This is a genomic window from Salinisphaera sp. T31B1 (assembly GCF_040361275.1).
Classification (GTDB): domain Bacteria; phylum Pseudomonadota; class Gammaproteobacteria; order Nevskiales; family Salinisphaeraceae; genus Salinisphaera.
Window position 1 is genome coordinate 197,764 of sequence record NZ_APNH01000001.1, and the last position, 22,459, is coordinate 220,222.

Annotated in this window: 17 protein-coding genes; 5 read left to right on the top strand and 12 right to left on the bottom strand. The window is 66.0% G+C overall.

The genetic code is table 11. The features are described from left to right. Nucleotides 1-82: 82 nt before the first annotated feature. From T31B1_RS00905 to fdhD, 4 genes are all read right to left on the bottom strand, one after another. Nucleotides 83-2,299, bottom strand: a complete 2,217-nt coding sequence (locus T31B1_RS00905; RefSeq protein ID WP_353247575.1) for a TRAP transporter permease — start codon at nucleotides 2,297-2,299, stop codon at nucleotides 83-85. Between the two features lie 8 nt (nucleotides 2,300-2,307). Beyond that, nucleotides 2,308-2,829: a DUF1850 domain-containing protein gene (locus tag T31B1_RS00910; RefSeq protein WP_353247576.1), complete on the bottom strand. Its 522-nt coding sequence runs from the start codon at nucleotides 2,827-2,829 to the stop codon at nucleotides 2,308-2,310. Between the two features lie 26 nt (nucleotides 2,830-2,855). Continuing rightward, nucleotides 2,856-3,983 carry a TAXI family TRAP transporter solute-binding subunit gene (locus T31B1_RS00915; RefSeq protein ID WP_353247577.1) on the bottom strand — a complete coding sequence of 376 codons (1,128 nt, stop codon included), beginning with the start codon at nucleotides 3,981-3,983 and terminating at the stop codon, nucleotides 2,856-2,858. Between the two features lie 135 nt (nucleotides 3,984-4,118). Continuing rightward, nucleotides 4,119-4,991 (bottom strand): formate dehydrogenase accessory sulfurtransferase FdhD, encoded by an 873-nt coding sequence (gene fdhD / locus T31B1_RS00920; protein ID WP_353247578.1) that lies wholly within the window; start codon nucleotides 4,989-4,991, stop codon nucleotides 4,119-4,121. A gap of 107 nt (nucleotides 4,992-5,098) precedes the next feature. On the opposite strand from fdhD, the gene T31B1_RS00925 reads away from it, so the two are divergent. Next, a complete protein-coding gene (locus T31B1_RS00925) occupies nucleotides 5,099-6,046 on the top strand; it encodes an AEC family transporter (RefSeq protein ID WP_353247579.1) in 948 nt (315 codons plus the stop codon). A 79-nt stretch (nucleotides 6,047-6,125) separates the two neighbouring features. Here T31B1_RS00925 and T31B1_RS00930 read toward each other — a convergent pair whose 3' ends face one another. The 7 genes from T31B1_RS00930 to T31B1_RS00960 form a co-directional block, all read right to left on the bottom strand. Continuing rightward, complete coding sequence (locus T31B1_RS00930) at nucleotides 6,126-6,647, bottom strand: hypothetical protein (protein ID WP_353247580.1); 522 nt, start codon at nucleotides 6,645-6,647, stop codon at nucleotides 6,126-6,128. Between the two features lie 82 nt (nucleotides 6,648-6,729). Further along, nucleotides 6,730-9,726 (bottom strand): formate dehydrogenase subunit alpha, encoded by a 2,997-nt coding sequence (gene fdhF / locus T31B1_RS00935; RefSeq protein ID WP_353247581.1) that lies wholly within the window; start codon nucleotides 9,724-9,726, stop codon nucleotides 6,730-6,732. Nucleotides 9,727-9,864: 138 nt separating this feature from the next. Then, the gene (locus T31B1_RS00940; protein ID WP_353247582.1) at nucleotides 9,865-10,008 is read right to left on the bottom strand and encodes an MFS transporter small subunit; all 144 of its coding nucleotides are present in this window, start codon (nucleotides 10,006-10,008) and stop codon (nucleotides 9,865-9,867) included. 86 nt (nucleotides 10,009-10,094) lie between these two features. Then, a complete protein-coding gene (locus tag T31B1_RS00945; protein ID WP_353247583.1) occupies nucleotides 10,095-11,456 on the bottom strand; it encodes an L-lactate MFS transporter in 1,362 nt (453 codons plus the stop codon). 163 nt (nucleotides 11,457-11,619) lie between these two features. Continuing rightward, nucleotides 11,620-12,891 (bottom strand): molybdopterin molybdotransferase MoeA, encoded by a 1,272-nt coding sequence (gene moeA, locus T31B1_RS00950; RefSeq protein ID WP_353247584.1) that lies wholly within the window; start codon nucleotides 12,889-12,891, stop codon nucleotides 11,620-11,622. A gap of 68 nt (nucleotides 12,892-12,959) precedes the next feature. Beyond that, a complete protein-coding gene (gene mobA / locus T31B1_RS00955) occupies nucleotides 12,960-13,556 on the bottom strand; it encodes a molybdenum cofactor guanylyltransferase MobA (RefSeq protein WP_353247585.1) in 597 nt (198 codons plus the stop codon). Between the two features lie 10 nt (nucleotides 13,557-13,566). Next, nucleotides 13,567-14,799, bottom strand: a complete 1,233-nt coding sequence (locus T31B1_RS00960) for an MFS transporter (protein WP_353247586.1) — start codon at nucleotides 14,797-14,799, stop codon at nucleotides 13,567-13,569. 134 nt (nucleotides 14,800-14,933) lie between these two features. Here T31B1_RS00960 and T31B1_RS00965 point away from each other — a divergent pair, with 134 nt between their 5' ends. Beyond that, a complete protein-coding gene (locus T31B1_RS00965) occupies nucleotides 14,934-15,692 on the top strand; it encodes a DUF4197 domain-containing protein (RefSeq protein ID WP_353247587.1) in 759 nt (252 codons plus the stop codon). Here the strand turns inward: T31B1_RS00965 and T31B1_RS00970 are convergent, their stop codons facing one another. After that, on the bottom strand, nucleotides 15,693-16,265 hold the full coding sequence (locus T31B1_RS00970) for an HNH endonuclease (protein ID WP_353247588.1): 573 nt from the start codon (nucleotides 16,263-16,265) through the stop codon (nucleotides 15,693-15,695). Between the two features lie 218 nt (nucleotides 16,266-16,483). Between T31B1_RS00970 and T31B1_RS00975 the strand changes: the two genes are divergently transcribed. The 3 genes from T31B1_RS00975 to T31B1_RS00985 are packed head-to-tail and all read left to right on the top strand — an operon-like array spanning nucleotide 16,484 to nucleotide 22,439. After that, nucleotides 16,484-17,701 (top strand): efflux RND transporter periplasmic adaptor subunit, encoded by a 1,218-nt coding sequence (locus T31B1_RS00975; RefSeq protein WP_353247589.1) that lies wholly within the window; start codon nucleotides 16,484-16,486, stop codon nucleotides 17,699-17,701. Beyond that, on the top strand, nucleotides 17,698-20,790 hold the full coding sequence (locus tag T31B1_RS00980) for an efflux RND transporter permease subunit (protein WP_353247590.1): 3,093 nt from the start codon (nucleotides 17,698-17,700) through the stop codon (nucleotides 20,788-20,790). Before T31B1_RS00975 ends, T31B1_RS00980 begins: the two co-directional genes overlap by 4 nt. Next, nucleotides 20,787-22,439, top strand: coding sequence for a TolC family protein (locus tag T31B1_RS00985; protein WP_353247591.1), 1,653 nt, complete (start codon nucleotides 20,787-20,789; stop codon nucleotides 22,437-22,439). The genes T31B1_RS00980 and T31B1_RS00985 overlap by 4 nt, the downstream gene beginning before the upstream one ends. Nucleotides 22,440-22,459: the final 20 nt, after the last annotated feature.

Below are 22,459 nucleotides of genomic sequence, written 5' to 3' on the forward strand. Positions count from 1 at the left end.
CCGCGCCCGGCCATGCATAAGGTCGAGGTTTACCACCGCATGGCCGGCGTCGGTGGGCACGGGCGACGGTCCACGCGTCACGCTATGCGCCCGCGCCTGCCGCCGTTTTCGTCGCGCCGCCGGCGCTCGTGTCGCTGTCGCCACGCCCAACAAAAAACAGCAGCACGGCGATGACCGCGCCGATCGCGTCGCTGATCAAACCAGGATAGATCAGCGCCAGTGCGCCGATCAGCGCCAGCACACGCCACAGCGCGCCGAGCGGACCACGCAGATAACCTTCCACGGCCACCGCCAGCAACAGCACACCGACCACGCCGGTGGCCGCCACCGCGGCGACGTTGGCCCAGGTGGCATCGATCATGAGCATGCTGTGCGCGAACACGAACATATAGGGCACCACGAAGCCGGCAATCGCGAGCTTCATCGCCTGCACGCCGGTCGCGTTGGGCGAGCCGCCGGAAATGCCGGCGCCGGCATAGGCCGCCAGGGCCACCGGCGGCGTCAGGTTCGCGAAGATGCCGAAATAGAACACGAACATGTGGGCCACGAAGATGGCCGTGTCGTTGGAGCCGGCCAGTTCACGGAACAACGGCAGATTCAGCAGGATCGGCGCCGCCATGGTCGAGGTGATGATATAGCAGGGAATACTCGGCAGGCCCATGCCGAGCACGATCGACGCCATCATGGTCAGCGCCAGGGTCACGAGCAGGCGCAGCATGTCGTAGGGAATGGCCTGGCCCATGTTGACCACCGCATCGGCGGCATCGAGCGCAATGCCGGTGAGGGTGGCGATACCGACGATGATGCCCACGGCCGCACAGGCGATCGCCACCGGAATGGCGTTGCGTACGCCCTCGACCATGGCGTCGCGACAGTCGCCGAAATCCATGACCTCGGATTCGACCGGCAACCGCGAGCGTATGGCGTTGATGGCCAGCGGCAGCGCAATGATCGCGAACAGCCACAGCCGGGAGGCCGGCAGCCCCGGCATCGTGCGGCCATCGAGCAAGGCAAAGATCTGCGGCTCGAAGACCAGCGCGACCAGCACCGCGGACAGCGGTATCACCAGGCGTGCGGTACCGCAGATGAGCACGGTCGCCGCGATCGACCAGAAGGCCGCGAAGAACGGCGCCCGGCCTTCGAAGATCAGCCACAGCAGAATGACCATCGGCAACAGCAGATGGCCGCGCTTGAGCATGACGTCCTTGAGCGGGGTCAGCTCGGAGCGCGGAATGCCCGACAGTCCGTTGCGCAGGGCCCGCAGATGCACCTGGAACAGAATGCCCAGATAGAACAGCAGCGCCGGGATGATGCCGGCGAGCATGACCTGGGTATAGGCCACGCCCAGCACCTCGGCCATGATGAACGCCGCCGCGCCCATGATCGGCGGCAGAATCTGGCCGCCGACGCTGGCTGCCGCCTCGACTGCCCCGGCGAAGTTGGCTTTGTAGCCGGTGCGTTTCATCAACGGGATCGTGAACGCGCCGGTGGTCACCACGTTGGCGATCGCCGAGCCGTTGATCGAACCAAGGAATCCGCTGGCGATCACCGCGACCTTGGCCGGCCCGCCGCGGGTCGGCCCGGCGATGGTCAGCGCCAGGTCATTGAACAGTTGGCCGAGCCCGGATTTGACCAGGAACGCCCCGAACAGGATGAACAGGATGATATAGCTGGCCGAGACCGCGATCGCGGTACCCAGCAGGCCCTCGGTGATATAGACCAGATGCGACACGATCTGGCGCGTGGTCGCCAGCACGATCGCCTCGCTCAGCTGCGGGTAGAGCGACAGCTTGGCGTAGAAGCCGTAGGCCAGAAAGATCGCCGCCAGGCCGGGCAAACCCCAGCCGGTGACCCTTCGCGCAGCATCGATGACCAGCAGCAGAGCGGCCAGGCCGACCCACATGTCCACACTGTTGATCCGTCCAGCCGATGCGATCACGCGGTCGGCGGCGATCATCATGTAGCAGCCGATGGCGAACGAGACGAGCGCAAAGAGCACGTCCGGCCACGGCACCCGGTCACGCGCGCCGGACTTGAGCATCGGGTAGATGATGAACGTCAGCCCGAGCAACGTGTATAGATGAATACTGCGCTGGACCACATCGACGAGCGGCCCCGAGAACGACGTATACAGGTGGAACAGCGCGAGCAGCACGCACAGTGCGCTCACGAACGTCATCACCGGGCGCGGCAGGCCGTCGCGCACGGCACTTTCGCGATCGTATTTCTCCAGCGTCTCGCGCGAGGCGATCTCCGGTGCCACCGATATCGAGGATGAAGACTTCGGGCTTTGGCTCATGGCGGTTGTCAGCGTGTGGCCAGCCAGCCGCGCACCGCTGGCGCCAGCATGGGCAGCCACGGCGCACGAACGGCGGCGAAGGTCAGTATGGGTTGTCGGTGGCCTGCACTGAGTTCGAACCAGTGCGAACCATAGCGCATGCGATAGTCCTCGGCGGACGCGGCTTGGACCGACAGCGGGTCCACCACGCGGTCGATGCCGCGCATGACCACCCAGCCATGCTCGAGCGTGGTCGAACGCCCGGCATGAGACGGAACGCCGGCACCGAAGGTCTTGAAGCGTGTGGCCACCACTTCGATATGGCCATCACGCATGGCGAACTCTTCGATCCAGTCCTCTTCCTCGACCGAATGGGTCCACCGGAGGGCGAATTCGGTGCCCTCGCCGCCGGCAAACGCATAGCGAACGGTATCGGCCTGGCGTACGACCAGCCACGACCGCGGCCAGAAACAGGCCGCGGCCGTGAGACACAGCACCACCACGAGCGCGAACGCAGCGAACCACCGCGCTGTGATCGGCGTTCGGTTCATCCGCGTCCGCCGCGTGTCGGCGATGCTCAGCCGTTGTTATCGCCTGCCGGCGCGCTTTGCCCACCGTCGCTCTGGCCGTCGCTCTGACCGGCGTTACTGCCCTGGCCCGCATTCGTCTCGCCGCTACCGATGCTGTCATAGAAAGCCTTGGCGCCCGGAGCCAGCGGCACCACGAGGTTGTCCGCCATGGTGGACCGGTCGAAGCTCTTGAGTGCACCCACCGAGACCTTGTCGGTGCCCAGATAGTCGTAGAAGCGCTTGGCCAGATCCTCGGCGACGGCCTTGTCCATCGATGCCGGCACGATCAGGATGTTGCGGATGGCCACGGTATTGACGGCCTGATCCAGCCCGTAGCGCTCGGGCGCATTCGCCGGAATCTCGATTTTCTCGTAGTACGGATATTTCTCGAGCAGCTTGCTGGCCGTGTCGCCATCGACGTTGACGAAGGTCACGTCGGTGTTCTGCATAAGCCCGGTGATGCTCGAATTGGGTACGCCCGAGGTGAAGAACGCAGCATCGAGGTTGCCGTTGCTCATTTCCGTGACGCTGTCGGCATAGCCGGTATGGCTGACCTGGCCGAGATCGTCGTAGGTCATGCCGGCGGCCTCTAGGACCTTCTTCGCACTCTGCTCCACGCCGGAGCCGACCTTGCCGACGCCGATGCGCTTGCCTTTCATGTCGGCCACGGACTTGATGCCGCTGTTGGCGGTGGCGACGATCTGGACCACGTTGGGGTAGAGCCCGGCGATGGTCTTGATATCGGCCTTGCGGCCCTCGAACTGGTTCTGGCCGTTGATGGCATCGAAGGCGACATCGCTCATTACGATCGCCATCTGGTTGGTGCCGTCCTCGATATTGTTGATGTTCTGCACCGATGCACCGGTCGAGACGACCTGGACGTTGTCGACCTGATCGCTGGCTTCGAACACGCCCTTGAGCGCACCGCCGATCGGGTAGTAGCTGCCCGAGGTGCCGCCTGTACCGAAGATGATGTTGACCGGCTGATTCGAGGCCTGATCCGACGACTGTTCGCCGGCGGCCTGACCGTTGTCGGCCGCCGTATCGTTCTGCGCGTCGTCGCCGCTACCGCAGCCGACGAGCACCACGCTGGACAGCGCGAGCGCGGCGGCGCCGAAAAAGGCTCGTTTGATCATATTCAACCTCGTTATCGATAGGAGAGTAAGGGGCGCCGTCGACGCACACCGTTCCACAGGATGGCATGAATAGCAGAGCACAACGGCCGCGATCAATTGGCCGATGGTGTCATGCCGTCGCGGTCGCGTCGCTGGCTAGCCGGCTATGGTCGGTTCGTCCGGCTCGAATCGCCATCCACCGGCATAGACATTGAACCGATGCTCGCGCAGGAAACCCACCAGGGTGATATCGAATTCCTCGGCCAGCGCAACCGCGTAGCTGCTCGGCGCGGAGATCGCACACACGACCGGCAGACCGGCCATGACGCTTTTCTGCAGCAGCTCGTAGCTCGCCCGGCCCGACAGCATCAGGATGTGATCCGACAGCGGTAGGCCGCCAGCCAGCAGTGCCGAGCCGATCAGCTTGTCGAGCGCGTTGTGGCGGCCCACGTCCTCACGCAGACCGACGAGCGTACCGCTGGCATCGAACAGGCCGGCGGCATGCAGCCCGCCGGTGGATTCGAACACGCCCTGATCCGCCCGCAGCCTATGCGGCAACGACAGCAGCAGCTCTGGCGTCAGCGCCGCGCCGGTCTGCGCCGCAGCACTCGACGGTGGGACGGGCGGCGAGAAGCTCGGCTTGCCGCAGACCCCGCAGGCACTGGTGGCCAGGGTGTTGCGCTCGACGCGATCGAGACGGGCGCGGGCTTCGGGGCGAAGCATGAGCCGCATCACATCGGCTTCGCCCGGGGCCGGCTTGAGATAGACGATGTCCTCGCGCGAGCGGATCACGCCTTCACCGTGCATCAGCCCGGCCACCAGCTCACGATCCGCGCCCGGCGTACGCATGGTGATCAGCGGCTCGGCGCCGGCGACGTGGATCTCCAGTGCGCGTTCGACGGCCAGCGCATCGTCGCGCTCGATAAAGTGACCCTGTTCATAGGCACACAGGCGAATCCGCCGGCGCGCGGCATCGACCGCCGGCGTTTGGCTTGGCGCAGGGGTTGGCGTGTCGACAGGGCGTTCCATGGCCCCACGGTAACCGATCTGCCGGCCGAAGCTCATCTGGCGGGCGTGTTCATGGTGCAACGAATCGTTACAATTATGCGCGTCGCCGCCCCCGCTCGCCTGACCTCATGAGCCTGTCCCAGATATTCATCCAGACGCTCAACGTCACGCTGCCCGTGTTCGCCATGGTGTTCCTGGGCATTGCCATGCGTCGAGGCGGCTGGGTCGATGATCACTTCATTCGCTCGGCCTCGACCATCGTCTTCAAGGGCTGCATGCCGGCGCTGATCTTTGTGAGCATCGTCCGCGCCGACCTGTCGCAGGCACTGCGACCGGGGATGATCACGTACTTCGGCGTCGCCACCGTACTGAGCTTCGTGTTGTGCTGGCTGTGGGCCATCTGGCGCGTGCCCGAGGCCGACCGCGGGGTCTATGTCCAGGGCGCGTTTCGCGGCAATTGCGGGATCATGGGCCTGGCCCTGGCGTCGTCGATGTACGGCGATTTCGGGCTGTCGGCGGGCAGCATCCTGGTCGGTGAGGTCATTCTGCTCTACAACGGGCTGTCCGTGATCGTGCTGACCTGGTACCAGCCCGGCCAGCGCGCGAGCTGGGCGCGGATGACGCGCGGCGTGCTGGGCAACCCGCTGATCCTGGCCACCCTCGTGGCGATCGTATGGGCCGTGCTGGCGCTGCCGGTTCCCGTGTGGATCATGACGTCGGCCGATTATTTCGCCGACATGACCCTGCCGCTGGCGTTGATCTGTATCGGCGGATCGCTGTCGGTCGCTGCGCTCTATGAGGCCCGCTCCATCGCGTTGTCGGCCGGTACGATCAAGATGACCATTCTGCCGGGTCTGGCCACGCTGGGCGCTCTGCCGTTCGGCTTCTCGGACGCCGAACTGGGATTAATGTTCCTGTACTTCGCCTGCCCGACGGCCTCGGCCAGTTTCATCATGGTGCAGGCCATGGGCGGCAACGTGAAGCTGGCCGCGAACATGGTCGCCGTGACCACGCTCGCCGCCAGCGTGACGATGACGCTCGGCGTGTTCGTACTACGCGCCGGCGGCGTAATCTGAGCGGCATCCACCCGGCCACTGCCAGCCTGAGACCCGACGGCGGACCGGCCGTACGCTCATGTCGGTACGGCGGCACTGTCTAACCGGATTGCTTGGTATCGTCAGCCGGCGTGTCGTCCCTTTCCGCGGCGGCCTTCTGATCAGCGGAATAGGCCTTGACCCCCTCGATGACCGGGGCCAGCGCGCTCCACAGCTCCTTGTCGTGGAGGAGCTTGAACACGCCGGTCACACCCGGCGGGTTGTAGGCGCTGTCGTGACGCCCCTCGGCGGTTTCACGCGCCTTGTCCAGCCCGGCGTTGGCCGAATCGAAGGCCCGTTCCAGACGGTCGGGATCGATCCGGCCGAGCTGCTGGCCGACGACCAGCAGATTGCGAAGCCCGGCTTTGCCCTGCGGCGTATTCATACCCTCGACCGCGATCGACGATATCTGCGGAAAGGCGCCGGCAAAGTCCTTGAGCCAGCGGATGATGCCCGAGGCGTATAGCTCATCCAGCAGGCCGTTGATCTCGCCCAGCCGGCCTTCGAGACGTTCCAGTTCGTCCTGTGTCTCGCCGCGCAGGCCCTTGGCCTGCGGCGGGCGATAGTGGATCTGTTCTGCCATGGTCGATGCTTCCTGGTCACGTAATCGGGTCCAGCGGGCCGGCGCGCTGTGGCCGGCCCCGTCTTGCGCATGATATCGGCGCTTAAAGGCCGCTGCCGGTCGGCCGCAGCTTGGGCGGACGTTCGTAGTCGTTGCGCTGCCATTTCTCGCTGACCTGCACGCCGCTGGTCGGGTGGCGCGGCTGGTTGCGCTGATTGTTTTCCTTGACCGGCGGCGTGCCCTCATAGGACAGCAGCTCCATCTTGACAGCCAGCTCCTTGTAGGCCGGCGTATCGGTGTCCTTATCGGTCACCGAACTGGTCAGCACGTTGATGGCTTCGATGTTCTTCTTGCCGTGCATCGGCATGTAAAGCTGCTTGCCGACCACACGATCGGTGATCTCGACGCTGGCGCGAATCGCGCCGCGCCGCGAGATCAGCCGTACGACCGAACCGCGCTTGAGACCGCGTTCGGCGGCCAGATCGGCTCCGACCTCGACGAAATTACCGACCAGCTTGAACACGATGCCGGGCGTCTCGTCGGTAAGGTTTCCTTCGTGGAAATGCTCGAGGAGCCGGCCGTTGTTCAGATGCAGGTCGTACTCGGCATCGAGCTGGTCGGTCGGCTCGTTCCATTGCACCGGATGAAAACGCGCGTTGCCGTCCTTGAAGTGGAAGGTGCCGTCGTTATAGAGCCGCTCGTGGCCGGTACCGTCTTCGCGAACCGGCCATTGCTGGGACTTGAAGCCTTCCAGGCGGCTGTAGGTCACCCCGGCCATCAGATCACAGACCTTTGTCACCTCGGCCATGATCTGCGACGGATGCTCGTAGTGCCAGTCGGCGCCCATCGCCTGCGCCAGTTCGGTATGGATGAGCCAGTCCGGCTTGGAGTCGCCCAGCGGCGGAAACACTTCGTAGATACGCTGGATACGGCGTTCGGTATTGGTGAAGGTGCCATCCTTCTCCAGCGACGGGCTGGCCGGCAGGACCACATCGGCATATTCGCAGGTTCGCGAGAAGAACATGTCCTGTACTACGAAGAAGTCGAGCTTCTCGAAGGCCGCCTGTACGTGCTTGGCATTGGCGTCCACGATGGCCATGTCCTCACCGGCGACGTACAGGGATTTCAGCCCGCCCTCGTGGATGACGTCGACCATTTCGTGGTTGTCCAGGCCCTTGTTGGTGGACAGCGTCACGCCCCAGAGCTTCTCGTACTCGGCGCGCGTATCGTCGTCGGAGACGAACTGATAGCCCGGGAAGCGATCCGGCATGCAGCCGAAGTCGCTCGCGCCCTGCACATTGTTGTGGCCCCGCATCGGGTAGCCGCCGGTGGCGAAGCGCTCGACGTTGCCGGTCAGCACCAGCAGGTTGCACAGGGCCGTGGCGGTATCCGCCCCCATGGAATGCTGGGTCACGCCCATGGCCCAGACACCGCACATCGTCTTGGCCTCGATGACCATGTCGGCGATCCGCTGGAGTTCGTCGTGGCTCAATCCGGTGTGCTGGACCGCGTAGTCGAACGTATAGCGTTCCAGCGACGTCTTGTACTCCTCGAAGTACTCGACGTGGTCGGTGATGAAGTCCATGTCGGCATGACCGTTGTCGACGATGTACTTGGCCACGGCGTTGAGCCAAACCAGATCGCTGCCTGGCGCTGGCTGGACGAACAGGTCCGCGCGCTCGGCCATCTCGTGGCGACGCAGATCGGCCACGATATGCTTCTGGCCGTGCAGCTTGGCCGCACGCTTCATACGGGTGGCGATCACCGGATGGCTCTCGGCGGTGTTCGAGCCCACGATGAGCAGCAGCTCGGAGGCCTCCAGATCGGCGATCGAGCCGGTATCCGCGCCAAAGCCGACCGTTCGCCAGAGGCTTTCTGTAGCCGGGGCCTGACAGTAGCGCGAGCAGTTGTCGATATTGTTCGTCCCGATCACGGCCCGGGCGAACTTCTGCATCAGATAGCCTTCTTCATTGGTGCACTTGCTGGATGCGATGAAGGCGAGCGAATCGGGGCCGTGCTCGGCCTTGATCTCGGAAAAACGCCGTGCGATCAGCGCATAGGCTTCGGCCCATTCGGCCTCGCGGAAGGCGCCGTTTTCGCGGATCAGCGGTTTGGTCAGGCGTTTTTCGCTGTTGATATGGCCCCAGCCGAACTTGCCCTTGATACAGGTCGAGATCCCGTTGGCCGGGCCTTCCGGCTGCGGCTGGACCTTGAGCAGTTCGCGCCCGCGGGTCCACATTTCGAACGAGCAGCCCACCCCGCAGTAGGTACAGACCGTCTTGGTGCGCTTGAGCTCGGTCTCGCGCATGGCGGCATCCACTTCCGAGACCGCGAAGATCGGGCCGAAGCCAGTAGTGTGCTCGGCGGCCTTGACCAGGTCGATTGCCGATCGGCCGAGCTGCTGATACTTGCCCTGGACCTGAGGCGACAACGCGGTCATCGGCCCGGCATGACCGAGCATGGTCTTTTCCATCAGCGCGTTGCACGGGCAGACAGTGACACAGTGGCCACAGGACACGCACGACGAGTCTTCAATGGCGACATCGTCGTCCCAGATCACCCGCGGCCGTTCGCGCGACCAGTCGATCGACAGCGTCTCGTTGACCTGCAGATTCTGGCAGGCCTCCACACAGCGCCCGCACAGAATGCACTGGTCCGGGTCGTAGATATAGAACGGGTTGGAATAGTCCTTCTCGTAAGGCTTGCCGCGATATTCGTAGACCTGGCCGGGCACGTGCATGTCGCGCACAGTGTTGTGCACCTCGCAGTTGCCGTTGTTGTTGTCACAGACCGAGCAGTACAGATCGTGATTGGAGGCGACACGGTTGATGCCCTCATGGCGGGCGTCGTGGGCTTTCCGGGTGTCGAGCCGTACATCCAGGCCGGGCTTGACCGCCACGCCGCAGCCGCGCACCAGATTGCCGTCGACCTCCACGAAACAGGTATCGCAGGTCTGGACCGGGCCAAGGCTCGGGTGGTAGCACAGGTGCGGCAGATAGATGCCGGCGGCCTCCAGGGCCTCGGGCAACGGCTGGCCGACGCGTGCCTGTATGGTACGCCCATCCACCTGGATCTCGATCGTCTCGGCTACGTCATCCATTCAAGCTCTCCCGGCATTCGATAGGCTGTTTACGCAACTATAGGGACAGCCGGTTGCAATCAGCAGCCGGCTGAAAATGGGGGCAAAAAAAAGGCCCCTCGTGCATGACACAACGGGCCCGGATCGGATGATCGCCGATCAGCCGGTAAACAGGCGCAGTGCCTTGACCAGCGTTTCGATGAATCCCCACAGCGCGGGGACGGTCACCATGATCCAGAGCGCGGCCACCTGCCAGGTGGGCGTCGTGCTGTGTTCGGCCGCAGCGGTCGAATCGGTATTCATCATTGTCTCCTGTCGCGTTCGGCGCAATCAATACGTAGAGTTCGGTAGCGCCCGGCCCGGGCCAGCGCCCGATCGGGCGGCTTGGCTCATTCGGGGTTGCTGACATCTCCCTGGTAATGGTGCTTTTCGGCCACCGGCCGGACCAGCAGATTGCACACCAGTCCAGCCCCCAGCAGGGCGACCATGATGTAGAGCGTCGTGGTGTAGGCATCGGCCGGCGCCACACCCGCCTCGATACGGCCTTCGCGCAGCTGGTTGAGCAACAGCGGGCCGACCACGCCGGCTGCCGACCAGGCGGTGAGCAGTCGCCCGTGGATGGCGCCGACATGCATGGTGCCGAAGATATCGCGCAGATAGGCGGGCACGGTGGCAAAGCCGCCGCCGTACATGCTCACGATGATGCAGCACGCCAGCACGAAGAACACGACGTTGCCGCCCGCGGCCACGTTGGGCACCAGCGCATAGAGCACCATGCCGATCACGAAGAAGCAGACATAGGTCAGCTTGCGGCCGATATAGTCGGACAGCGACGCCCAGAAGAAACGCCCGGCCATGTTGAAGATCGACAGCACACCCACGAAGCCGGCCGCTGCGGCCGCGCTCACGCCGACCATTTCCTGTGCCATCGGCGATGCCTGCTCGAGCAAGGCGATACCGGCGGTCACGTTGAGAAACAGCACCAGCCAGATGAAGTAGAACTGCGGCGTTTTCATCGATTCGTTCACGTGCACGTGATTGCGCGTGATCATCTTGTCCTGCTTGCCATCGCGCTCGGGGTCGAAACCCGCGGGCTTCCAGTCCTTGGCCGGGATACGCACGATCAGCGAACCCACCATCATGAATAAGAAATAAATCACGCCCATGGCCATGAACGCCGATCCGACGCCCACCGAATCCGGGCCCGAGAAGAACGCCATCAGCGCCGTCGACAGCGGCGAACCGATCATCGCCCCGCCGCCAAAGCCCATGATCGCCATGCCGGTAGCCAGCCCGGGCCGATCCGGAAACCACTTGATCAGCGTCGACACAGGCGAGATATAGCCGATGCCCAGGCCGATACCGCCGAGCACGCCGTAGCCGAGATAGATCAGCCAGATCTGGTGTGTCCACACGCCGAACGCGGAGACAATGAAACCGCCGCCGAAACAGGCTGCAGCCAGTGCCATCGCCTTGCGCGGGCCAACCCGCTCGAGCCACTGGCCGCCGAAGGCGGCGGACAGACCGAGCACGGCGATCGCGAGCGAAAATATCCAGGCCAGCGTCGGCTGGGACCAGTCGTCGGGTGCGGACTCGGTCACGCCCAGAATCCGTGTCAAGGGCAGCTTGAACACCGAAAAGGCATACACCTCGCCGATACACAGATGAATACACAGCGCCGCCGGCGGCACCATCCACCGGTTGAACCCGGGCTTGGCCACGGTATGGGACTTGTCGAAGAAACCCGCCATGTATCCCCCTTGGAAACGAGATCAGGCGCGCCAAGCGCCTGTTGTTGGATGCTACAGGCAGCCTAGCAGAGCCATGCCGGGGCGCGTGGCGGCTGCGACCAAAGTCTAGCGGCGCAATCAATTGCGCACGATCGATTGCCCGCTCGGTGCGCGGCCGACCGAGTCAACCCGCCGGCAAACCCCATACGGGCTGTGCGAACGGCTCGACCCATACCGGCGTACCGGCCGCGACCTTGCCCTGATCGGCAGGCAACACGATGAAGCAGTCCGCCGAACTCATCGAGCGCATCACCCCCGAGCCCTGATGATCGATCGCCTCGACCGAGGGCGTATCCGCGTCCATGCGCAGACGTGCCCGCAGGAAATTCTCCCGGCCCGGACGCTTGTCCAGGTCAGTCTGCGTGGGCAGCATGAAACGCGTGGGCACGGCCGGCACGCCGCCGGCCATACGCACCAAGGCCGGCCGGACCAGCTGGACGAACGTCACCGCGGTCGAGACGGGGTTACCGGGCAGGCCGAAAAACCGAGCGTTGCCAACGGTCCCGAAGGCCAGTGGCTTGCCGGGCTTGATCGCCACACGCCAGAAATCGACCTGGCCCTGCTCGCCCAGCACGTCGAGTACGAAATCGGCTGCACCGACCGATACGCCGCCGCTGGTCACCACCGCATCGGCCTGTGCGGCTTCGGCGAAGGCCGCGCGCAGGGCCTGGGGCGAATCGCCCACGACGCCCAGGTTGATGCCGGTCATACCCAGCTCGGCGAGCATCGCCGCCAGCCCGTAGCGATTGCTGTCATAGATTTCGCCGGGGCGGATCGGCCCGTCGATCGGACGCAGCTCGTCGCCGGTGGAGAAGAACGCCACCCGCGGGCGCGGGCGCACCTCGACACGGGCGGCACCGACCGAGGCCAGCACGGCGATATCCGCCGGGCGCAGATACTGACCGGCGCGCATCACGATCTGCCCGCGCCTCAGGTCCTCGCCCGCGGGACGGATATTGGCGCCGCGCCGCGGGGCCGTATCGATAATCAATTGGCCGTCGGCCTCGCGGGTGTTTTCCTGCATCACCACGGTATCGACGCCTGGCGGCACCATCGCGCCGGTCATGATGCGGATGCATTGACCCGCGTCGAGCCGGCCGCCGAACGGATGACCGGCCAGACTTTCGCCGACCACCTGCAGCCGGGCCCCGTCGGCCGGCGCGTCGGCAAACGTGAAACCGTAACCGTCCATGGACGAGTTCGGCGCACCGGGCACATCGATCGGCGCGGTCACATCCTCGGCCAGCACTCGAGACAGCGCATCGGCCAGATCGATCCGTTCGGACCCGCCGACCGGCGTGATCGATTCGACGATCCGTGCCCGTGCCTCGGCCAGCGGCATGGGCCGATCGGCGGGGGTGGAACGAAAACCGGGGCCGGAAGAAGATTGCGTCATGGGGTCGGATCCTTGCTCGATTGCCGGGCCGAGCATAAACGCCGCCCGTCGCCGCGCCCAGCCGAACGCTAGCGCCGGGCCACCAGGCGCGCCATGGCCTGCGCATCCTCCGGACGGTTGAGATTGGCGAAAGCCTCGGGCTCCTCCCAGGCCACCGATTGACAGTCCAGCCGTGCCTGCCACTCGGTTACCGCCCGTACACCGGCGAACAGCGCGGTTTCCAGCTCCGCGAGCACGTCGCGCCGCATGAGCGCGTGCAGCGGCTGGTCGCGTGAGTCGGCATGGGCCCGTGCAAGCTGGGTGCTCGGGCGCATGGCGCTGGCCAGACGGTCGGCGAGATCGACCGGCAGAAGCGGTGTATCCACCGGCACCGTGAGGACATAGGGGGTGCGTGCCGCACGCAGGATGGCGGCAATTCCCGCCAGCGGGCCGCGATAATCGTCATCGTCGTCGCGCTGCACTGGGAGATTCAGCCCGCGATAACGCGCCAGCGACCGGTTGGCGCTGATCACCACCGCCCCACACTGCGGGCCGACGCGCTCGAGCACATGCTCGACCAGGGCACGGCCGGCCAGCTCGTACCAGCCCTTGTCGAGGCCGCCCAGTCGCCGGCCCTCGCCACCGGCCAGGATGCCGGCGGTGATTTGTTCGCGCGGAATATCCATGCCGATCCAATCATCGCGTGTGCGTGGGCCCGGCGACAACCGGCGTTGCGGTCTCGGGTACCCCGAGCGCGAACACCGACAGTGCGACCGCGGCCACGCCGGCAAGCATGCAGAAGGTCGCACCGTATCCGAAGCGCTCGACGATGAACCCCGCGGACAGATTGCTCGCCGCCGCACCCAGGCCGGTGGCGGTGGCCAGTGCGCCTTGGGTCACATTGAACCGGCCGGTGCCGCGGGTCAGATCCGAGACCATCAGCACGATCAGCACACCGAAGACGCCGGCCCCGATGCCATCGAGCATCTGGACGGCGACCAGCCAGACGGGATGATCGCTCAGCGCATACGCCACCCCGCGCAGCGGCAGCGCCGCGAAGCCGATCATGAATACCGGCCGGCGCCCCCAGCGTTCGGCCAGCCGGCCGGCGGCAACCGCCACCGGAATCATGACCAGCTGGGCGACGATGATGCAGGCCGACATGTACAGCGACGCGGCGCTGTTTCTGCCCAATGACAGATACTGTCCGACCAGCGGCAGCATGGCCGCGTTGGCGAAATGGAACAGGGTGACCGCAGCGGCCAGCACGAGCACACGCCGATCGGCCAGCAGCGCGGCCAGCCGCCCCGGGCCCTCGTCATGACCGGCCTGTTCGCCACGCGCCAGCCGCACATCGATCTCGTCGGGTTTGACACAGGCGATCGACACCACGCTGAACAGTGCGAACACGGCCACGAGATAGAAAATGCCTTCTCGCGCCACGTAGTGGCCGATCAACCCGGCACAGACCGCGGCCGCGATATTGCCGGCATGGTTGAAGGCTTCATTGCGCCCGGTTCGCCGTGACAGGCCACGATAGCCGACCAGCCCCAGCGTGATCGCGGCCACACCCGGCGCCAGAACGGCCACGGCCACGCCGATCATGGCCTGGGCGATCACCACCGGCCACAGCCCCTCGAACCAGGTCATCATCACGCAGGCCACGGCGACGACGGTCGAGGCCAGGCCCATGAGCAGACGGCGCGCGGCCACGGCATCGACCAAGGCACCGGCCGGGGTCTGAGCCAAAAGCGTGGCAACGCTCATCGACGCCATGGCGATGCCGATATCGCCAGCCGACCACGATCGCGAAGCCAACAGATAGATCGCAAGATACGGGCCGACGCCGTCGCGCACGTCGGCCAGAAAGAAATTCAGCGCGTCCAGCGCTCGAAGGCTGGTCGAACCAGCGACCGACTGTGTGTGCACGAGCTGCGCTCCCGCATGACGGACACCGGCCGAGCGCCGGCGAGACAGAGTATGCGCGCACCGCTTGGGGAACGGGGGCCCGTGCAGCCGGTCACAGACGGTATGATCGTGTCCCCGCCACCAAGAGAGAGCCCATGCGACGCGTATTCATCGGCCTGATCACCGTCAGCGCGCTCTGGGCGACAACCGCGGCCAGCGCCCAGAACTGGGGCGACCGGGTCAAGCAGATGGTCGGAGGAATGAACGGCCAGGCCAGCGCCGATGCCAGCGCACGCGGCCTGCCGCAGAGCGAGGTGGCTGCAGGCCTGAAGGCCGCGCTCGCCGATGGCGCATCAGCTGCGGTGACCCAACTCGGCCAGACCGACGGTTTCTGGGGCGATGCGGCCTTGCGTATCGCCCTGCCCGGCTGGATGGGCCGGGCATCGAGCATGCTGCGCACCGCCGGCTACGGCGACCAGATGGACGCACTGCAACTGTCGATGAACCGTGCCGCCGAACAGGCCACAGCCGAGGCCGGCCCGATCGTGCGCGAAACCATCAATCAGATGAGCATGGCCGACGCCTATCGCATCCTGCAGGGCTCGGACACCGCGGCCACCGATTATCTGCGCGAGCATTCCGGCGACCAGCTCGCGAGCCGATTCCAGCCGATCATCGAACGTACCACCGCCGAGTCCCAGGCCGTGGCACGCTACGAAGCACTCACCTCACAGGCCAAGCCCATGCTGAAGTTCGTGCCGGGGCTGAACCTGGATCTCAACGACTATGTCACCCAGCAGGCCCTGGACGGGCTGTTTGCGGTCATCGGCCAGCAGGAAGCCAGAATCCGTGCCAATCCGGCCGCGGCCGGCAGCGCGATCGCACGCAAGGTGTTCTCGACGACGTCGAACTGATCAGGCTTGAAGCCGGGTTGAGCGGCGCGGCGCGAGCCGTTCGAGAAAGGCCTGTTGATCGGCCAGGATGCGGCGGTTGGCCAGAATCAGCCATTCCGCCAAGTTGGGCTCGTAGGGCAGGGCCAGCAGACTCATGCCGGCTTGTTCCGGGGTGCGGTCGTCCTTGTAGCGGTTACAGGCCTCGCAGGTGGACACGACGTTGGTCCAGGCATGGGCGCCGCCCTTGGAGCGCGGCAGCACGTGTTCGATCTGCATCTGGCCGAACGACAGCCGCGTGCCACAGTACAGACACAATCCGCCGTCGCGATGAAACAGCTCGCGCCGGGTCAACGCGGGCACAAGGTTTCGTGCAAACCGGTGCGAGCGATCACGTACCGCGATGATGGAGTCGATCGACAGCTCGCTGCGGGCCCCGGTATCGCGCGAGCGGCCGCCACGCAGCCGAATCTTCTCGCTGCCGGCCTCCCAGGCGATCTTGTCGGTGAAATACAGACTCACCGCCTCGCGCCAATCCACCCATTCCACGGGCAGTCCGCCGGCGTCGAGTTTGAGTATGCGTGGAATGATGGCCACGAATCGCATCCTCGTTGTCGCACCCGGCGTATCAGTCTGCCGGGCACGGATGACCGCGCCGTGACGCAGCCGTTGTATTTGTCTCCCCCTGTACGCGCTATCTGTTTTACCGGATAGATATCGCGCCGCGCAACGCTTTTGGATGCACGCGCCAGGGTTTTCGCTTTGCTCTAGACTGTTGCCATGCCTGCCTGCACTGCCTCGACCCGGCGATCCACATGAGCCGCCGCTATGGACTGATCGGCCTGATCGTCGGCGGCCTGATCGTGCTCGCCCTGTGGCGCCTGACCGGCGGTCCGGCCGTCCCGCCCGACGATGCCGAGGCCACCATCGCAGTCCAGACCACAGCCGTGCTGCGCACGGCCGTCGAGGACGTACGCGAATTCGCCGGCACGCTCGAAGCCAGCGCCGTGCTGACCGTGGCCCCCAAGATCGCCGGCCAGGTTCAGGCCGTGAATGTCGATATCGGCGATCCGGTCGAACGTGGCGACACGCTGGTCGCTCTGGACGACGAGGAATACCGTCAGGCACTGGCCGAGGCACAGGCCCAGCTCGAAGTCGCCCAGGCCCAGCTGGCACAGGCACGTGGCGATGCCGCCACCGCCAACCGTACGCTCGGGCGAGTGCGCTCGCTCAACGACAAGGGCATCGCGGCCACCGCGGAGCTCGACGCCGCCCAGGCCGAAGCGACCAACGCCCGTGCCGCCGTCGCCGTGGCCAGCGCCGGCATCAGCCAGGCCCGCGCCCAGGTGGAGACCGCGCGCGTGCGCCTGGGCTATACCGATATCCGCGCCGTTTGGCCGGGCGAGACGAGTCCGCGCGTGGTCGGCCAGCGCATGGTCGAGCCGGGCGATACGGTGGCCGCGAACACTGCCCTTATGCGGGTGGTCGCCATCGACCCGTTGACCGCGATCATCCAGGTGCCTGAAGACCTGTTCACGAGCCTGCGGGTAGGCCAGGAGGCCCGCCTGCGCGTCGCCGGCGCCGCCGAGGCAGACTTTACCGCGCGTATCACACGTATCGCGCCGGTGTTCGACCCACAGACACGCCGGGCACGGGTCGAACTGCGCGTGGACAACGCCGACGCCCACCTCGCGCCGGGCATGTTCGTGCAGGTGGGGCTGGTAGCTCAGCGCTTGGTCGACGCGCCGGTGGTGCCGCGCAGCGCGCTGGTCACCCGGGACGGACGCCGCGGCGTATTCCGGGTCGATGCAGGGGCCGACGGCCCTTTGCGGGCGCGCTTCGTGGCTGTGACCGTCGCCTTCGAGGCGGGCCAGCGCGCTGCCATCGCCGCGCCGGCCGATCTCGACGGAGACGTCGTCACGCTCGGCCAGGCCCAGCTCGAGGATGGCATCGCCATTTCGGCGCAGGCTGACGACAACAGCCGCCCCGCTGCCCGGTCGAACCCGGCCCGCGAGACCGATCGCGCCTCATGAGGTCGTTGCCGGCGTTTTCGGTCGCCCGGCCGGTCACCACCTGCATGATCACCGCCATTGCACTGCTGCTCGGCGGCGTCGCCCTGTCGCGTCTGCCGGTGGATCTGCTGCCCAATATCGAAACCCCGACGCTGTCGATCTCGATCGAGTACGAAAACGCATCGCCCGAGACCATGGAAGAGCTGGTCACACGACGGGTCGAGCAGGCCGTGGCGGCCACCCCGGGGCTCGAGGAGATGGAGTCGGCGTCAGTGGAAGGCCGGGCCGAAGTCACCCTGCGCTTCGGCTGGGGTGTGGATATCGACGAGGCGGCCAACGACGTGCGCGACCGGCTGTTCTCGGAGCTCGACGAGTTGCCGGACGATGCCGGCCGGCCCCGACTGCGCAAGTTCGACAGCGCCGATCTGCCGGTCATGGGGCTGGGCCTGGCCAGCGGCATCGACCCCATCGAACTGCGCCGTCTGATCGACAATCAATTGTCGTACCGGCTCCAGCAGCTGCCCGGGGTGGCCGCGGTCGAGATCTGGGGCGAACCGGAGCGCGAAATCCAGGTCAATCTCGATATCGACCGGGTCCGCGCACTCGATCTGTCGCTGACCGACATCCGCGACACGCTGGCCTCGGCCAACCGCAACCTGCCGGCCGGCTCGATCGAGATCGGCAATCAGGAACTGGTATTGCGTACGCCCGGGCGGTTCACCGATCTCGACGACCTGCGCCGCTCGGTGGTGCTCGTGCGCGATGGGACACCGATCACCCTGGCTGATATCGCCACCGTGGCCGACACTCAGCAGCGCGAAGAGCGGCTGGTACGTATCAACGGTGAGCGCGGCGTGCGCATGGGCGTGCGCAAGCAATCCGGGGCCAACACGGTCGAAGTGGCCGACCGGCTGGTACGCGAAATCGCACGACTCAACCGTGAGTTCCCGCAGGTCCGTATCTCACCGTTCTTCAACACCGCCGACTACATCAACCGCTCGATCGCCAACGTCTCGCGCGCGCTGATCTACGGCAGCGTGCTCGCGCTGCTGGTGCTGCTGGCCTTTCTCGGTCATCTACGCTCCGCGCTGGCGGTATCACTGGCCATACCGGTATCGCTGATCGCCACCTTCGGGCTCATGTACGGCGCCGGGTTCACCATCAACCTGATGACGCTCGGCGGGCTTGCACTGGGCGTGGGCATGATGGTCGACTCGGCGATCGTGGTGCTGGAGAACATCCAGCGGCGCCGGACCGAACTCGACGAGGATCTCCAGGCCTCGGCCATCCGAGGTACCGAAGAGATCACCGGCGCGATCATCGCCAGCACGCTGACCACGCTGGCGATCTTCATACCCATGCTGTTCGCGCGTGAACTGTCCGGCCAGCTGTTTCGCGAGCTGGCCGTGGTCGTGGCGTTCGCGCTGGCGTGCTCGCTCGCGGTCGCATTGTCGGTGATGCCGATGCTCACGGCCCATCTGATCGGCCGCCCGATGCCCCCGCGTTCGGCCCGTGCACGGCGTCTGGTGGTCGCGGCCAGCGCCGGCTATCAACGCCTGCACGATGGCTACGCGCGCGCACTGGATGCGGGTCTGAGCCGGCCGCGTTGGGTGGTCGGCGCGGTCGCGATCGCAAGCGGGGTGGCCATGGCCGGGCTCACCCAGCTGGGCACCGAGTTCATGCCGGCCACCGACGAGGGCGAGGTGCGCGTCAGCCTGGAGATGCCGCCGGGTACCCGGTTGGCGCTGATGGACGAACAGACTCGTCGCGCCGAGGCGATCGTGCGCCAGCATCTGCCGGCCGGGGCCAGCATCGTCACCACCGTAGGCAGCGGCGGCCGTCGAGCCGAAGCCGGCGCCGAGGCCGATATCCGGATCGAGCTGCCGGGCAGCGCCCTGCGCGAACGGTCCAGTAGCGAGGTGGCCGCCGATCTGCGCGCGGCCATCGGCACGCTGCCGGATACCGATATCCGCGTGCGTACGCGTCAGCCGTTCTTCTTTCGCATGCTCAGCGGCGGCGGCGAGGACGAAAGCCTGCAGATGGAGATACGCGGCTATGACTTCCGCGTGCTCGAAACACTGTCGCAGCGCGTACAACAAGCCATTGGCAACGTCGATGGCATCACCGATCTGCGCGCCTCGCGCTCGGGCGGCGCGCCCCAACGGGATATCGTCATCGACCGGGCTGCCGCGGCCGACCGCGGGGTGACCGTCGAATCCATCGGTCAGACGGTGGAGACCGCGATCGCCGGGACCAACGCCGGCTATTTCCTGGACGACGGCGACGAGGTGCGGGTCCGCGTACAACTGGCCAACCCGATGCAGGTCAGCCCTGAACAGATCCTTGACCTGCCCGTCGCTGCACTGGACGGCTCCCGTGTACGACTCGGCGATGTCGCCCGGATCGTATCCACGACCGGGCCGATCGTGATCGACCGCAAGAACCAGCAGCGACTGATCACCGTCTATGCCAACATCGCCGGCCGCGACCTGGGCTCGGTGGTTGCCGACGTGAACACCGCACTCGACGAGGTCGCCCTGCCGGCCAACTACGATATCCAGCTGGTCGGTGAATACGAAGAGCAGGTCGAAGCGTTTCGCGAACTGGGCGTGAACGTGGCCCTGGCACTGCTGCTGGTCTATATGGTGATGGCCTGTCTGTACGAGTCGCTGGTGGATCCGCTCATCGTGATGGTGACCGTGCCGCTGGCGCTCATCGGCGTGGTCGCCACGTTGCTGGCCACCGGAACAAGCATCAACTCGCAGTCGCTGCTGGGCTGTTTGATGCTCATCGGCATCGTGGTGAATAACGCGATCCTGATCGTCGATCAGGCCAACGACCTGCAGCAGGAAGGCCATACGCCGCTGGCCGCGGTCCGCGAAGCGGGCCGGCGCCGGCTGCGTCCGATCCTGATGACCGCGGCGACCACCGTCTTCGCGCTGGTGCCTCTGGCTATCGGCCTGGGCGAGGGATCCGAGTCACAGGCGCCGCTGGCGCGGGCGGTCATCGGCGGCATGACGACCTCCACGCTGATCACGCTGGTGGTGATCCCGGTCGTCTATGCCGGCGTGCACGGCGCCTGGCCGGCGCGGCGCGGAACCGCCTCATGAGCCGGGCGATCGCTGGTTTCCGCTGTGCACTGGCCGGCGCGCTGATCACGCTCGCCACGCCGGCGCTGGCCTATCTCGACCCGGATGCCCTGGTCTGGCCCGAGCCACCGGCTAGCCCGGCAGCAGCCGTCCAGCCCGATGCCCCCGCCCCGGGTGATCGCCAGCGTTTCGCCCGTCTGCCGCTACCGGCCGGTTATGGCCGGGACGACAACGACACAGGCAAGCAACTAAGTGTGGAACAGGCCGTCGCCGACGCGCTGACGAACAACCCATCGCTGCGCGCCGAGCGCCAGTCGCCGATCATTGCCGGGACCTTCGCGGCCGTCGAGCGCGCCGTATTCGACCCGAGCGTATTCGCCCGCGTGGAGCGCTCGCGCGAAGTCACCCAACGGGTGTCCGAGGATATCCAGTCCAATTTCAGCGTTCGCAGCGAACAGGACACCGCCACAGCCGGGATTCGCCAGCGACTGCCGACCGGTACCGAACTGGAATTGAGCCTGGAACAGGATCTCGCGACCTCGAACCGCTCGCCGCGTCAGGCTGGCACGCGCGCCGGCATCACGATCACTCAGGCGCTGCTCGCCGGCTTCGGCATCCGCAGTAACCTCGTTGCCCTGCGCCAGGCGCGTGCCGATGCGCTGGCATCGGCCTACCAGCTGCGCGGTTTCGTGACGTCGCTCGTGGCCGACGTCGAATCGACCTACTGGAATTATCTCGGCGCAGGCGAGCGGATCGACATTCTGGAGAACGCGCTGGAGGTGGCCGAGCAGCAGTCGCGCGAGGCCGCACTGCGGATCCAGGCCGGCACGGTCGCCGAAGTCGAGCAGGCCGCATTCGCCGCCGAGGCAGCACGCCGGCGCCAGGATCTCATCGATGGTCGCGCCGAAGCGGCCCGCCTGCGGACCCGTCTGTTACAACTGATCAGCCGCCCCGACCGCGACTTCTACGGCCGGGCGATCGTGCCGATCACGCCGGTGGTCACCGAAGCCGCGCCCCTGGATGCGCCGGCCGATTATGTCGCGCTCGCACGCGATCGGCGGCCCGAACTCAACCAAGCTCGGCTGGAGGTCACCCGCAACGAACTGGAGGTCGTGGCCACCCGCAATGGGCTGCTGCCACGTCTGGATCTGTTCGTGACCTTCGGCCAGACCGGGTTCGCCCGCAACTACAGCGATGCTTACGGCAATCTCGACAACGGCGATACCTACGATCTAGCCGGCGCACTCGAGTTCGAATATCCGCTGGGCAACCGGGCGGGCGACGCCCTGGCCCGGCGCGCCCGGGCCAGCACTGAACAGGCCCGTGCCAGCTTGGACAATCTGGGTCGAGTGATCGAGGCGGAAGTACGCTATGCGCTGATCGAAGCACGGCGTGCCGCCGCCCAGATCGAGGCCTCGGCGGCGACCGTACGGTTTCGCGAACAGACACTCGCGGCTGAAAAAGCCCGTTTCGATGTTGGCCGGTCGACCGCACTTTTGGTCGCCCAGGCCCAACGCGATCTGCTGGGTGCCCGGCTGGATCGGATCAATGCCTTCATCGCCTATCGTCAGGCACTGATCCAACTGTACGTCGCCGACGGCAGCCTGCTCAGCCGGCGCCTGATCGATGCGCCCGGTGAACGCGCCCCCGTACTGGGCGGGCAGAACTAGCGTTTGCCCGCATCACGGCG

Coding starts and splice junctions, on each gene's coding strand:
- T31B1_RS00905 (WP_353247575.1), bottom strand. CDS start 2,299: ATGAGCCAAAGCCCGAAGTCTTCATCCTCGATATCGGTGGCACCGGAG.
- T31B1_RS00910 (WP_353247576.1), bottom strand. CDS start 2,829: ATGAACCGAACGCCGATCACAGCGCGGTGGTTCGCTGCGTTCGCGCTC.
- T31B1_RS00915 (WP_353247577.1), bottom strand. CDS start 3,983: ATGATCAAACGAGCCTTTTTCGGCGCCGCCGCGCTCGCGCTGTCCAGC.
- fdhD (WP_353247578.1), bottom strand. CDS start 4,991: ATGGAACGCCCTGTCGACACGCCAACCCCTGCGCCAAGCCAAACGCCG.
- T31B1_RS00925 (WP_353247579.1), top strand. CDS start 5,099: ATGAGCCTGTCCCAGATATTCATCCAGACGCTCAACGTCACGCTGCCC.
- T31B1_RS00930 (WP_353247580.1), bottom strand. CDS start 6,647: ATGGCAGAACAGATCCACTATCGCCCGCCGCAGGCCAAGGGCCTGCGC.
- fdhF (WP_353247581.1), bottom strand. CDS start 9,726: ATGGATGACGTAGCCGAGACGATCGAGATCCAGGTGGATGGGCGTACC.
- T31B1_RS00940 (WP_353247582.1), bottom strand. CDS start 10,008: ATGAATACCGATTCGACCGCTGCGGCCGAACACAGCACGACGCCCACC.
- T31B1_RS00945 (WP_353247583.1), bottom strand. CDS start 11,456: ATGGCGGGTTTCTTCGACAAGTCCCATACCGTGGCCAAGCCCGGGTTC.
- moeA (WP_353247584.1), bottom strand. CDS start 12,891: ATGACGCAATCTTCTTCCGGCCCCGGTTTTCGTTCCACCCCCGCCGAT.
- mobA (WP_353247585.1), bottom strand. CDS start 13,556: ATGGATATTCCGCGCGAACAAATCACCGCCGGCATCCTGGCCGGTGGC.
- T31B1_RS00965 (WP_353247587.1), top strand. CDS start 14,934: ATGCGACGCGTATTCATCGGCCTGATCACCGTCAGCGCGCTCTGGGCG.
- T31B1_RS00975 (WP_353247589.1), top strand. CDS start 16,484: ATGAGCCGCCGCTATGGACTGATCGGCCTGATCGTCGGCGGCCTGATC.
- T31B1_RS00980 (WP_353247590.1), top strand. CDS start 17,698: ATGAGGTCGTTGCCGGCGTTTTCGGTCGCCCGGCCGGTCACCACCTGC.
- T31B1_RS00985 (WP_353247591.1), top strand. CDS start 20,787: ATGAGCCGGGCGATCGCTGGTTTCCGCTGTGCACTGGCCGGCGCGCTG.